The 13866-nt window shown below is 39.9% G+C and carries 9 protein-coding genes; 7 read left to right on the top strand and 2 right to left on the bottom strand.

What is annotated here, in order from left to right; translation table 11 throughout:
• The first annotated feature begins 21 nt into the window (after window positions 1-21).
• The 3 genes from KHA87_RS13750 to lepB all read left to right on the top strand — a co-directional run bounded on the left by KHA87_RS13750 (window position 22) and on the right by lepB (window position 1986).
• Window positions 22-789, top strand: coding sequence for a hypothetical protein (locus tag KHA87_RS13750; RefSeq protein WP_213094730.1), 768 nt, complete (start codon window positions 22-24; stop codon window positions 787-789).
• A 70-nt stretch (window positions 790-859) separates the two neighbouring features.
• The gene (locus tag KHA87_RS13745; protein ID WP_213094729.1) at window positions 860-1444 is read left to right on the top strand and encodes a hypothetical protein; all 585 of its coding nucleotides are present in this window, start codon (window positions 860-862) and stop codon (window positions 1442-1444) included.
• Between the two features lie 20 nt (window positions 1445-1464).
• Entirely contained in the window at window positions 1465-1986 is a 522-nt protein-coding gene (lepB, locus tag KHA87_RS13740) for a signal peptidase I (RefSeq protein WP_213094728.1), read from the top strand.
• Between the two features lie 505 nt (window positions 1987-2491).
• Here lepB and KHA87_RS22525 read toward each other — a convergent pair.
• Entirely contained in the window at window positions 2492-3808 is a 1317-nt protein-coding gene (locus KHA87_RS22525; protein ID WP_213094727.1) for a C40 family peptidase, read from the bottom strand.
• A gap of 142 nt (window positions 3809-3950) precedes the next feature.
• Here KHA87_RS22525 and KHA87_RS13730 point away from each other — a divergent pair, with 142 nt between their 5' ends.
• Both KHA87_RS13730 and KHA87_RS13725 read left to right on the top strand, forming a co-directional pair.
• Window positions 3951-5960, top strand: a complete 2010-nt coding sequence (locus KHA87_RS13730; protein WP_213094726.1) for a penicillin-binding transpeptidase domain-containing protein — start codon at window positions 3951-3953, stop codon at window positions 5958-5960.
• 447 nt (window positions 5961-6407) lie between these two features.
• A complete protein-coding gene (locus KHA87_RS13725) occupies window positions 6408-7121 on the top strand; it encodes a polysaccharide deacetylase family protein (protein WP_213094725.1) in 714 nt (237 codons plus the stop codon).
• Between the two features lie 67 nt (window positions 7122-7188).
• Here the strand turns inward: KHA87_RS13725 and tagU are convergent, their stop codons facing one another.
• Window positions 7189-8184, bottom strand: coding sequence for a polyisoprenyl-teichoic acid--peptidoglycan teichoic acid transferase TagU (gene tagU, locus KHA87_RS13720; RefSeq protein ID WP_213094724.1), 996 nt, complete (start codon window positions 8182-8184; stop codon window positions 7189-7191).
• Between the two features lie 442 nt (window positions 8185-8626).
• On the opposite strand from tagU, the gene KHA87_RS13715 reads away from it, so the two are divergent.
• On the top strand, window positions 8627-10411 hold the full coding sequence (locus KHA87_RS13715; protein ID WP_213094723.1) for an N-acetylmuramoyl-L-alanine amidase: 1785 nt from the start codon (window positions 8627-8629) through the stop codon (window positions 10409-10411).
• A 631-nt stretch (window positions 10412-11042) separates the two neighbouring features.
• Window positions 11043-13793, top strand: coding sequence for an Ig-like domain-containing protein (locus KHA87_RS13710; protein ID WP_213094722.1), 2751 nt, complete (start codon window positions 11043-11045; stop codon window positions 13791-13793).
• Window positions 13794-13866 lie beyond the last annotated feature (73 nt).

Genomic DNA, 13866 nt, shown 5'->3' with positions numbered 1-13866 from the left:
AAAAGGAAAGGGAGTATTTAAATGTTTAAAACAGTGAAGGGGAAAATCGTAGCAGGAGTTGTATCAGTTGGATTATTATCAGGGGTTGGGGCAGCATTCGCGAGTGTGAATATTGCTGACCAGTTGCAAAATTGGTATGACAAAACATTTGCGAGTTTCGTGAATACCCTTAAGGATGATGTAACAGAGTATGCTATTAAAAAGACTGCAGGTCTGCCTGCAGAATATGATAAACAAAAAACAGATACAGGAAATAACATTGATGCTGCGAAAGTGGATCAAACTAAGTGGGCTCAGAATGAAATTTCGAATGCTACGACTAGTCGTATAAAGGATTTGAATGCGAAATCAGAAGAAATTAAAGGGGGAATGGAAGCTCAATTTAATCAATTAGTTACTGATGCTCAGGCTGAAATTAATAGAGCATTTAGAGTAGCAGGTGAGTTAGCAGAACAAGACTTAACCAATTATACATCTGATAAAGGAACAAAAGCGCGTGCTGAAATGGATGCTGAACTTAATAAAGCTAAGGATCAAGCGACTAGTGATTTACAAAAAGCTATTACTAGTGCCAAAGCACAACTTCAAGGACAGCTAAAGATCAATTCAAGCACTTCCAAAAAGAAATTAACGGATACAATCGACGCTAAAATCAGCGAGCTAAGAGCCCTTATTACGAAAAAAGCAGATGAACTACTGGAAAAAGAAAAACAACTAATCGCCGAAAGAGCGGATCAAGACGTACAGGCAGCAAAAGATGCATTAGACCAAGTGATTTCAGGAATCTAAAGAACAACACCGCTATCAGGGTTCCGTATCGGGACTCTGATAGCTTTAAAAAGTTGGAGGAATGACGCTGATGAAAAAAGTAAAAATTCTAATTGGAGTTCTTTTTTTAACCGTATCCATCGGAGGGGGAATCGGGGTCGCATTTGCCGACTCGGATATCAACGGTCTTTTAACGAGTTGGTTTAAGCAAAAGGGAGAGGAATCCATCTCATCGATGGAGCAAGCCATCCTTTCGGAAAAAGAAACACAAAAACAACGCTTAAAGGATGAATTGCAATTAGAAATACAAGCGTCTCAAAAAAAGCTATCTGATTTTACTAAAGAAGAAACATCCATACGTGTGCAAGAGATACAAGACTATGCGGAAAAACTGATCGCTAATTTGAAAATCGATACGTTCGCGGATGAGCAGCAAATAAAAGCGGAGTTAGATGCCATTGTGGAAAAAGCAAAATCGGATATGGATAAGATAGGAAGCAATCCAGTAAATGAATCTGGTGAAAAGGATAACAGTGATTCATCTGATAACCCGGTTGATGGAAAATCAGATCAACCTGTGCCTGAGGGTCCTCCAGAATTATCAGCTATTAATACAAAGCCCGGCAATCAACAACCGGATACAATTAATCCGAATCAAGAAATTCAACCATTTTAAATAAAACGGAGGAAAAACGTATGGCTCAATTAGGTATTGCAATGGATACAAAGGAATCGACACTTCCAAAAAAATCAACAAAATCATCCATCTTCAGTTGGATTCGTTTTATTCTATTGATAGTCGTTATTTACGGTGTGCTTCATTATGGTGTTGCAATCAAGATGGTGAGCGGCAATTCGATGAACCCAACACTTCATGACAAGGGATTCATGTTGGTTAATAAATTATTTTACACACCGGAAAGAGGAGACATCGTCATCGTCCAGGATCCGGATGGCTTTGATATTGTGAAAAGGATAATCGGAATGCCGAACGATCGAATTTCCATTAATAAGGGCATCGTGTATGTAAATGGGAAGGCTCTCCAAGAGAGCTACACGAAAGGCACGTCAATGGATATGGGAGAAATAACAGTAGGTGATCATTCCTACTTCATTATGGGCGACAACAGAACCCCGGGAGAGAGTCTTGACAGCCGCGATCCAAGACTTGGCCCTGTTACCTCCGACCAAATTATTGGGGAAGTTTTCCTGCATTAATGTCTAGTTGGGTGCTATGGTGACCGGCGCCCGGAGGACACCAGTTCCGTTATCTGTGACAAAAATCGGGCTTTTTCCATATGATTTTGGACTCACGTTCCGTTATTTTGCAATAATCCAGTGGTTATCCTATGTTTTTTGTGAATAGCGGAACGTGAGTCCTCGAAGCTATGAAAATAGGGTTATTTTGTTAAAATAATGGAACCAGTGTCCACTAAAATTGGTATTCGAATCGTTTTTTGAAGAGAAATGATTGTTTCGCGGAATTATAGCTGATATTGGCGGGATTTAGCCAAAGTTTGGCGGGATTATCGTCTAAACCCGCGGGATTATATCAAAGTTCGGCGGGATTATTTATTCTGTAGGAGGAATTTCCCGCATTCATATAAAATAACAATCAAAGTTTAAAGGGAGCGTTTCCCTTACAACCGTTGTTTTCACACCAGAAAAAAATAACGCCCAAAAACTTGAGCGTTATCCATCCTACCATCTGATAAAATCAAAATCACACTACCTCATATAACCTCTTAAACCCATCAAAATGATTTTTCCAATATGCCTCATCCAGGGAAGAAATCTCCACGCCATTATCACTCGCATGGATGAATTGATTGTTTCCTAGGTAGATGCCTAAGTGGGAGATACCCTTTTGATATGTATCAGAGAAAAAGACGAGATCGCCGGGCTGCGGATTATTCACATAAAATGAACGATTATAATACCCTGCACTGGACGTGCGGGGAAGAGATACACCAACTTGGTTGTATACGTAATAAATAAATCCGCTGCAGTCAAAGCCAGACAAGGTGGACCCTGCCCAGACATACGGTGTCCCTAATAGCTTAGTAGCATTCTTGATCAAATTACTTGCTGTTAATCCATCCATTGCACCTACCGGAGTTCCGACAACATTATCGGTTGGAGGAGGAGGTGGTGGCTGCTGTGTTTGAGCCTTCCCGGAGCCGACGTTCAATTTTTGGCCTACGTAAATATTATCAAAGGTTAACCCGTTTAATTTCTTTAAATCTGCGATTGAAATACCAAATTGAAGGGCTATGCCGGAGAGGGTATCCCCTGATTTTACTGTGTATGTATTTTGTGCTGAATCACTAGGCTTAGTAGCTGGTGTTGTTGTATTAGTAGTTGGCGTTTTAGTAGTTGTGGATGCCTGTCCCTTTGATACCTGAAGGACATTTCCAGGAAAAATAACCGACGTAGGCTTCAGCTTGTTCCAAGCAAGAAGATCGGCAAGACTAATCTTGTTTTTGGTGGCAATCCCACTGAGTGTATCGCCCTTTTTAACCGTATAGGTCTTAACACCAGCCGCGGGTTTGGAACTAGTTGCGGGCTTCGCAGCAGGCTTTGCCGTAACAGTCGTCGCCTTTTTAACAGAGCTCGCACTTACCTTTACAGCCCCTTTTGAAACGACCAATACCTGGTTAATGCTAAGAGCATCGCTTTTTAGCTTGTTTAATTCTTTTAATTGCTTTACCGTTGTTTTGTATTTTAAGGCAATACTCGAAAGGGAATCGCCTTTTTTTACTTTATAGGTCTGTGCACTAGCGCTAGCTATGACCTTTTTTACGGAGCTTGCACTTACCTTCACAGCTTCCTTTGAAACGGTCAGCATTTGATTTGGAAAAATAGCATCATTCTTAAGCTTGTTTAGATCTTTTAGTTGTTTGATCGTTGTGTCATATTTATAGGCGATACTCGAAAGTGAATCCCCTTTTTTCACCTTGTACGTCGCCGCAAATGCCTGTGAGCTAAAGGCCGAGGCAATAATCGTCGTTGCAGCAACCGACACAATCGTTTTTTTCACGCCATTCTTCCCCCTTTTTCATCTATTTTCCTATTATTCTACCAAAATTTGCGCCAGAATGAACCCCCTTCAAGCAAATTTATCGGAATAATCCTATCGACTTCCTGTATAATAAAGAGAGAGGGAAAGAAGGAGGTCTATTTTGAAAAAAATCAGTGTATTTGTTGTTGTGTTTCTGGTAGCCATTGGCCTTTTATCCGCCTGTCAAAAGGAAGCTTCACCGAATGACAGATTAAAAGACTATGTGAAGCTTTGGGACAAGGGTAATTTTAATAAAATGTACAATGACTTTCTTTCATCAAGCAGTAAAAAGGAATATAAAACGGCCGATTTTGTCGACCGCTATCCAAAGATTTACAAGGATCTTGAAGTGAAAAATATCAAAATCACATATAGCAAGCTTAAAGAAGATGCATACAAGAAAAAGGATAAAGTATCAATTCCTGTGAATATTTCCTTCGATACGTTTGCCGGACCGGTTCAATATACGGAAAAGGTCTCGTTGAAAAAGGAAGAACGAGATAAAAATACAACCTGGTATATCGATTGGAAACCAAGTCTGATTTTACCAGGGCTGGCAAAAGGAGATAAAATCGTTCCGGAGACCATCGAACCGAAACGCGGAGAGATTCGTGACCGAAATGGACAAGGCTTGGCAGTCAACGGAACCGCCTATCAAATCGGCGTGATTCCGGAAAAAATGGCCACGAAGGAGCCGGAAATAAAGGAACAGCTTTCAAAATTACTCGGCCTTACTGTCAAAGAAATTGATCAGAAGTTAAATGCATCCTGGGTAAAACCGAACCTGTTTGTTCCTATTAAAAAGATCTCGACAAACAATGAAGGGCTATTAGCCAAGCTGTATGATTTGCCGGGTGTAGACAAGCAAGACACGACTGCACGCGTCTATCCGTTTGGAAAAGCTGCCGCTCACCTTGTTGGTTATATCGGGCCGATTAGCGCGGAGGAGCTTAAGGAAGAACAGGGCAAGGGCTATGACGCAAACAGTGTTATTGGAAAAAGAGGGCTGGAGCAGCTGTACGAGGATCGCCTCCGTGGAACAGCCGGCACTTCGATCTCTATTTTAAAAGAAGATGGCACGAAAAAAGTAGTCGCGCAAAGAGAAGTGAAAGACGGTGACAATATTGCCGTTACCATCGATGCGAACCTTCAAGAAAAAATTTACAACCAACTGAAGGGCAGTGCTGGCACAGCTGCAGCCATCCAACCGATTACCGGCGAGGTGCTGTCTCTAGTAAGCTCACCGTCCTTTGATCCAAACGATTTTGTACTGGGAATGTCCGGATCTGAATACAGCAAGCTTGAAAAGGATCCGCTGCAGCCGTTAATCAATCGCTTTGCTTTATCCTATGCACCTGGTTCCTCGATTAAACCGATTACAGCAGCAATCGCCTTGCAAAATGGAACCTTGAAGCCAAACTCCACGAAAAACATTGAAGGCAAATCATGGGGCAAAGGCGGCAGCTGGGGCGACTATAAGGTCAGTCGAGTGCACGTACAAAATGGAGCGGTTAGCTTATCGGATGCGATGATGTATTCCGATAACATCTTTTTCGCACAAACCGCACTAGATATGGGCGGCAATAAATTTGTGCAAGGGTTGAAGAACTTTGGCTTTACCGAACAGCTACCTTTCGACTATCCATTGAAAAAATCACAAGTTTCCTCGGACGGCAAACTGGATAGGGAAATTTTGCTTGCTGACAGCGGCTACGGCCAAGGCCAGGTACAAATGAATATTTTACACCTGGCAGACACTTACACTACCTTTGTCAATAACGGAAACATGATTAAGCCGTACCTGCTTTTGAATGACAAAAACAAAGGTATCTGGAAGGAAAACGTCATCAGTCCCGAAAATGCGAAGGCAGTCGCAGGACTTCTCCGCAAGGTTGTTGCAGATCCGCGCGGAACCGGACACGGAGCAGACCTGCCAAACGTGACCTTAGCCGGTAAAACCGGTACGGCAGAATTGAAAAAATCCAAGGACGAAAAGGGCAAGGAGAACGGCTTGTTTGTAGCCTACGATCAAAATAAGAAAAACCTTCTCGTCGCAGTCATGATCGAAGGCGTTGAAAAAGGCGGCGGAAGCCATCTAGTAGTAAGTAAAGTTGCGAATATCTTTAAATAAGTTTTAGTAGAAACCATGGATTCTTATTGGATCCATGGTTTTTGTTTGGATAGGACTTTTCTTCTGATTTGTGCGGTTCATTCGTGCGGTTTGATGTCTATATTGTGCAGTTCAACATCGTTTCTTGCAGTTAGACGTCTATTTCGTGCAGTTGAGAAAAAAAGGGACGGTTCCTTCGTTTCAGTAAACATAAGAACCGTCCTTTTGCTTATTTCTATTTGGTTTGGATAGGACCTTATTCACAATTCGGGCCGTTTAACAAGATTTTCGTGCCATTTGTTCAATGAATCGTGCCATTCGAGGTTCCATTCGTGCTATTTGGAAACAAACTCGTGCCAATAGTCAGGTGCCGGGCATCCTATATTTATCTTTCTGGACAATTCATCAATTGACCCCCACACGCATACTTTCCCCATATAGAGATAAAAAATTTAGGGGGAATTTTATATGAAAAGGAAATTAGGCTTATTGCTCCTAATCCTCGGTTTTCTATCAAGTCTTCTCGTACCTCACCAATCCGAGGCAAAAGAAACACCAAAACCACCGCACCGAGTTGCCTACCTGACCTTTGATGACGGTCCAAACAGCAGTGTAGAAAGAATCCTCAGCATTCTGGATAAATATCATGCAAAAGCAACCTTCTTTATGATGGATCCTCATATGAAACAGCACCAGGCATCTGTGAAAAAAATGGTGGCAAAAGGCCATGGAGTTGCGTGCCATGGCGTCACCCACGACAAAAACAAATTCTACAAATCTCCAACAAGTGCAGCTACAGAAATGAAAACCTGTCTAGCAACCTTAAAAAAGATTACAAAAACCAGCTCCATTATGATTCGCGTTCCCTACGGAAGCAAGCCTTGGATGACCGCGCCATACCGAAAGGAAATGGAACGTTACGGCTACAAGATGTGGGACTGGAATGTGGATAGTCTTGATTGGAAATGGCTAAACGGATCTAAGACCGCCTCTTATACCATCCAGCAAATCAAAACCCTGCAAAAACGGGGTATATCGCCGCTAATCCTATTCCACGATAAACCGACAACCGCCGATGCACTGCCTGCTGTTTTGAAATATCTCATAGACAATGGCTATGAATTGAAACCGCTAACGAACAATATGAAACCGTATAATTTCTGGAACCCGATTAAAATTTAGAAATTTTGGTGCCAACAGCACAAACTAAGATGAACAAAAAAACATGGCGCCTTGGCACCATGTTTTTTCACGACTTCGGCGGAACACTGCTTGCCCCCGTATCGTTATTACTTTCCCCAATACTAGCCCCATGCTGCCCATCCAGCTGCAGATGGTCGCGAAGCTTCTTGGAAATGGCAAGGCGTTCTGATTCCGGTACGATGTAGTACCAGACATCATTAATAATTTGCCCATCTCCACTTATTTGCATTTCATTAATATTGTGGCGCAGGTCTTTATAGTTGCTTTGAATGTCGACCATGTCCTGGAAGCTCAAATTCGTTTTCACATTCTTGGCGAGAGCATCCATGATATCATTATAATTCCATAAGGAGGAGATGCTGGCACCCTTATCTAAAATGGAGTCAATGATTTCCCTTTGCCGCTTTTGCCGGCCGAAATCGCCGCGCGGATCATCATGGCGCATTCTAGAATATTTTAAAGCCTGCTCGCCATTTAGATGCAGCTGCCCAACAGGAAAGTTTTGCCCACCGGCAGAGAATGCCAGGTCATTGTTGACCGTAACACCATCCACCGCATCAACAAGATCCTTAAATCCTTCCATATTTACCTTAATATAATAGTCGATCGGGATATTGAGAAAATGCTCGACCGTATTCATCGACATTTCCACATCTCCGAACGCATAAGCATGATTAATTTTATCTACGGTTCCCTTGCCGACGATTTCCGTTCTTGTATCGCGGGGAATACTTAGCATATCAATCGATTTCTTATTAGGATTGACCGTTAGCACAATCATCGTATCGGAACGCCCCTTGTCATGCTCCCGTTGATCTACACCCAATAGCAAAATCGAAAATGGATCTCGTTTTTTAATCGTTACTTCCTTTTCACGCTTCACCGCATTATCGCGCTTAACCGGATGATGCATGGTGTTAATCGCTTTATGGACAGAATGATAGACCATATATGCGTAGGCGCTGCCTCCAAACACCAGCACGGCCAAAAAACTAAATGTGATGGTTAGCCATAACTTCTTCCTGCTCTTCTTCTGTTTCATGGCTCGCTTCCTTTCTTTTTTAAAAGTAAAGTAAATTAGTTTATATCTGTAAAATGATCAAACGGGGACAAGCGTCTTTCCCCTTCATACCCAGTCCAGTACTCAAAAATTGGCACACCAAATATGAGTGCTTCGTGCGATGTAATAATTTGAAAATTAAAACAATTCAAAGGGTAAAAATTATACATCATATGAAATTTGCTTTACTAGTATGCTAGAAAAAATCGAAATAGAACTTTATACATAGTCTCGGAAAATCGCAATAAACGACAAATTACTTCCATTTTATAATAATATACTAATTTTTGCAGTAATTTTCTAGGTAAAAAGACGTAAAAGAAGAAAGTATTGCATGATTTTTAAAAATTTTACCAAAAAACCTCCTAATTTTGTGATAAACTATGACATGAATAGACAAGGAGAAAGGGGGGGCAAAAAAGGAATGATAAAAGTACGTAAAATCATCGTCGCGCTCATTGCATTATTGGTTATTTTTCAACCGGCGATGAACAGCAAGGGATACGCAGCCACTTCTTTCAAGGATATACCGGCTCAATATAATACCGAGATTGGTTATTTAATAGGAAAGAAAATTTTGGTTGGCAATGGTGGAAGCTTTCGTCCAAAGGATGGAATCACTAGAGAAGATGCTGTTGTAATGGTTGGACGAGCATTGGGTTTAAGCAGCAAAAAGCAGAACACGAGCTTTAAGGATGTCACATCCAAATCAGCTGCATCTGGTTATATTCAATCCGCGTACAAAAAAGGCCTAATTAAAGGTTACAGCAATAAAACATTCAAGCCAAAAGCGAAGATTACCAAATCCGATGCCGCTTACATGCTTGCAAAAGCTTACGCGTTAAAGCAAACAAGCAATCTCACCTTTAAGGATGTATCCAAATCCAACTCTAGGTACACAGTATTCAATCAAATCGTTACGGCAGGAATCATCAATAAGGCGAACGGCTCCGCATTCTACCCATCCGCAAGTGTTTCCAGACAGGATTTCTCTGTTTTTTTAGCACGCGGAATGAATAAGAGCTACCGAATCCCTGCTGTCACACCGCCAAATATTGCGAAGACAAAACCTGTCGGCCAATATTCTGTTAATGCAACATCATTGAATGTTCGACAGGGTCCAAGCACCTATTATCCTGCAGTAGGAATATTGAAAAATGCAAAAAAAGTCACAGTCTATCAAATCAAAAATGGCTGGGCTTATGTAACAGATGGAAAACTGAAAGGATATGCGAGCTCGCAATATCTCAAGCTAGTGAAAGCTTCCAATACGGTTACCACACCACCTAAGGAAGATCCGAAGCCAGATCCGAACCAACCGGATCCAAATAGCCCGGACTCGAACAACCCGGATCCAAACAATCCCGGTTCCGATGATTCAGCCAACCTGCCTGGACAGGATGATCCGGACAATCCTCAAGGTGTAACCGATCCGAAACCACCTGTAAAGCAGCCAACGGTCGATCAAAGGATTGTTACGGCAGACTTAAATGTTCGAAAAGGACCCGGAACCAGCTATGCTGTCCTTACTGTGTTAAAGAAAAACACAAAAGTCACAGTTCTAAAAGAATCGAATGGCTGGGCGAATATCGAATTTGGAACATTAAAGGGCTATGTAAGTACCAGCTACCTCAAAGTAGTTACCAGCAATCAAAAAATCATCGTTCTCGATCCAGGTCACGGTGGTAAGGATCCCGGCGCAAGCGGAAATGGAATTGTTGAAAAGGAAGTAACCCTATCCGTCGCCCAGCGTGTCCAAAAGCTGCTGGAAAAGAACGGCATTAAAGTTGTAATGACTCGCACAGGAGATACATATCCAACCTTATCGGAGCGCAATGACATTGCTGCGAAATCAGGCGCGGATGCGTTCATTAGTATTCATGTCAATACGGCAGGTGCTGTCACGGCAAGCGGTACGGAAACGTATTATAACTCCGGTGGGGACAAGACAAGAGCTGCACAAAGCAAACAGCTCGCAAGCTTTGTACAGGATCGCCTATACAAAGCAATGAAAACAACCAACCGCGGCTACAAGGAACAGGAATTCCAGGTAATTAAATATAACCCACTTCCTTCTATATTAGTGGAGTTAGGCTTCCTATCCAATAAAGACGATGCAGCCAAGTTAAAATCGGATCAATATCGAGATACAGCGGCCCAAGCCATTTATCAAGGAATTCTCGATTTCTACAAATATATAGGAAAATAAAGCGGACTTTTGGTCCGTTTTATTTTTTTGGAGTAATCTTTTGTATGGAATCTGCATATAAATGGATTTGGTGGGGAGGAATGAAAAAATTTCCGGAAGTATTACATGCAAATAACAAATAAAACAATGGAGAGTGGCATGTAATATTTTCAACTATTAATATTTTTATAGAAAATTGCAAAAAAAAATTGCATTTTTTATTATTAATGGTAAAATTTTATCCATATTATACCTAAATTCTTCGGGAAACTTGTCGATATAAGGAATGTAGATGCAAAAAACATCTGTTACCGCAGAATTGGTAATATATACTACCGCCATTTCTATTGTAATTTTAGTAATCTGCGGTAAAATAATTGTAATGGGTAAATTAATCCACTTAATAGAAAATATAGTAGTAGAAGAATATTATGGTTGACTAGTATTTATTTACTGGTTATACTGTATTAAGTGGAAATATATTAATTTACTTACTCGTATTTTACTAATATCCATGAGGCGACATAAGTATTAGATCTATAGATATAAAGACTAGAATTGACGAATTTCGTCAATCTTCTATTCTTCTAAACTATGTCTCTGGAATTAGTTAAATAAGTATAGAGGTAAAAAAGGGAGGAAATAAGGAACGATGGCTTATCAACCAAAATCTTATCGTAAATTTCTTGCTGGAGCAGCAACTGCTGCAGTAGTAGCAAGCGCTATCGCACCAGTTGGAGCTAGTGCAGCTACAGCTACTGTGAAAAGTGTTAGCCCACTTAAATCAGTAACAGCATACAAAGGTCAAAGTGTAAAATCTGTTAAACTTCCAACAAAAGTAACAGTAACTTACACAAACGGCAAAAAAGCTTCTGTTGCTGTTAAATGGAGTACTTTAAGCACTTCATCTACAGGAACAAAAACTTTAAAAGGTACTATCAAAGGTACAAGCAAAAAAGCTACTCTTAAAGTAGTAGTTAAAGCTGACTCTATCAAGAGTGTAGCAGCTCAAAAAGCTGTATCTGTAAAAGCTGGTGCTACTGCTAGCCTACCTAAAACTGTAAAAGTTACATACTACAGCGGCAAAACTGCTAATGTAGCAGTAACTTGGGGTAAAGTAGATACTACAAAAGCAGCAGCTGCTAAAACAGTTTCTGGTACAGTAAAAGGAACATCTAAAAAAGCTTCTATTAAAGTTACAGTTGTTCGTCCACTTGTAAAAGGCAACGTTGCAACTGTTGTAGATGCAAAACATGTAAAAGTAACTTTCGATAATGGTAAAACAGTTAACGTTACTCTTTCAAATGAATTAGAAGATGGAGCTACTACTGTAGATTTCACTTACTATGGAAATGGCTACAAGAAAGTTAAGTTAGACAAAACTTTCGTAGCAGATCCAATTGTTAAGAGTGTAAGTGCGATTAACGGTTCACAATTAGAAGTGAAATTTAATAAAGCTGTAGATCAAACGTCTGCAGAAAACACTGCTAACTATACTATCTTAAGAAATGCAACTCCTGATACAAGTTTTACTGCTGAACTTCAAGATGATGGTAAAACAGTAATTCTTACATTCAGTACACCTGTTGCTAATACATTAGCAGAGAACTTTTCAGTTACAATTCAAAATGTATTACTTGAAGGTTCATATTACGATACAATAAATTATTATGCTACTTCATTGACTGTGGCTGATACTAAAGCACCTGAGATTGTTTCAGTTTCATCTAAAACTAATGCTGATACAGCATCATCAGTTACAGTAACTTTCTCTGAACCAGTAGCATTACCTACATTAAAGGTAGATGGGGTTACAAAATCAGTTTCCTTATCAGCAGATGGATATACTGCAACAATTAATAACTTAGATTTACCTTCAACAGGTTCACATACTATTGAAGCTATAAACCTAACTGATCTTTCTGGTAACGTAACACCAACAACTACTAAGTCTTTCACTGTTACAAAAGATACAAGTGCAGCATCCTATGTAGTTTCAACTTCTAGTGATAATGCAATCTTGTTAACATTCAATAAAGCAATGAACGTTTCTAGTGTACTTTCAGGTGTTACTTTAAAAGGTGAAGATTTAAATGACTTATCATTAGGTACTGATTATACTGTTTCTCAAGTAGGAACTAGCAATAAAGTATTTAAGATTCAAGTTCTTACAAATCCATTCACTACTACAAAAACATCTAATAAGTATACAATTGTAACTAAAAATACAATTGCAGATAGCTTAGGTAACTTATCACCAGCTACAACAAACAGCGCGACTTTATCTGTTGACACTACATCACCAACAGTTCAATCTGTTAATTATGTGAAAGATACTAATGGTAAAGTAGCAAAATTGTTGGTTAAATATAGCGAATCTGTGACTCCACAAGCAGGAACAATCAATATTGTTGATTTAACTGACGGTACAACTGCTGCTTCAGTAACTGCAACTGGTACTCTATTAGCTGATGGTCAGACTGTAGAATATACTTTAGCTTCTGCAACTGCTTTAGCAGGTGATTATCAAGTACAATTACCAGCAAGTATTGTTAAAGATACTTCATTTGCTAAAAATGCATCACTATTAACAAAACAAACTGTAAACTTTGGTGCAGCAAGTTCTACTGCATTAAAAGTAGCATCAGCGACTATCGTAGCTAACGTTGCAACTGTAAACTTTGACAGAGATGTTACTTATGCAAGTGCAACAAATCCTGCTAATTACACAATTAATGGCGTAGCATTACCTGCTGATACTGTAATCACTTATGCTACTACTAAAAAGGTAACATTTACATTACCAACTAACTTTATTGCTACTACTGATACAGGTGCTGTATTACGCGTAGCGAATGTTAAAACTCCAGATGGTGTAACAGTTTCTACTAACCAAACTGTTGTATCTGTTGTTGACAATACACTTCCATTATTCTCTAAATCATTAATTAATGGTGATGGAACTGTTTCATTAACATTCAGTGAAGCTGTAGTAGCTTCTGCAGGAACAATTGGAGACTTTACATTTGCAGTTAATAATAAAGCTGTAACTGTAGGTAACGGTAACGTTTCAGTTGCTGATGGTACTGGTTCAGATGCTGGTAAATATGTATTTAAATTCAGTACATCTGTAGCTACAACTGCAGAAACTGTTGCAACTCATGACGCTACTGCAACTATTTACTTTGACGTAAATGGTGATGGGAATTACACAGCAGGAACTGACATTTTAATCCAATCAGTTACTGGTTTGCAAGATGCTGATTTAGCAAATTATTCAAGTACAACTTATAACGCATCAAAATTCTCATCAGTAGTAATTGGTTCAATTGCATCACCACTTGTTGTAAAAGATCTAGAAGGTAATGCTCTTAAAGGCAACCAAGCAATTACAGTAAAATAAGAGAAAGATATCTGTCTCAAACCGAGGTTATACTAAGGATTGTTGGACATAAATTCTTTCAAAAGATGAAGCC

The sequence above is a fragment of the Bacillus sp. FJAT-49736 genome, assembly GCF_018343615.1.
GTDB lineage: Bacteria > Bacillota > Bacilli > Bacillales > Bacillaceae_C > Margalitia.
The sequence above is the reverse complement of the archived record's forward strand: the minus strand, read 5'-3'. Positions and strand labels throughout refer to the sequence as shown.

Bases quoted from the DNA above. Each gene is read 5' to 3' on its own strand.
- KHA87_RS13750 (WP_213094730.1), top strand. From the start codon at position 22: ATGTTTAAAACAGTGAAGGGGAAAATCGTAGCAGGAGTTGTATCAGTT.
- KHA87_RS13745 (WP_213094729.1), top strand. From the start codon at position 860: ATGAAAAAAGTAAAAATTCTAATTGGAGTTCTTTTTTTAACCGTATCC.
- lepB (WP_213094728.1), top strand. From the start codon at position 1,465: ATGGCTCAATTAGGTATTGCAATGGATACAAAGGAATCGACACTTCCA.
- KHA87_RS13725 (WP_213094725.1), top strand. From the start codon at position 6,408: ATGAAAAGGAAATTAGGCTTATTGCTCCTAATCCTCGGTTTTCTATCA.
- tagU (WP_213094724.1), bottom strand. From the start codon at position 8,184: ATGAAACAGAAGAAGAGCAGGAAGAAGTTATGGCTAACCATCACATTT.
- KHA87_RS13715 (WP_213094723.1), top strand. From the start codon at position 8,627: ATGATAAAAGTACGTAAAATCATCGTCGCGCTCATTGCATTATTGGTT.
- KHA87_RS13710 (WP_213094722.1), top strand. From the start codon at position 11,043: ATGGCTTATCAACCAAAATCTTATCGTAAATTTCTTGCTGGAGCAGCA.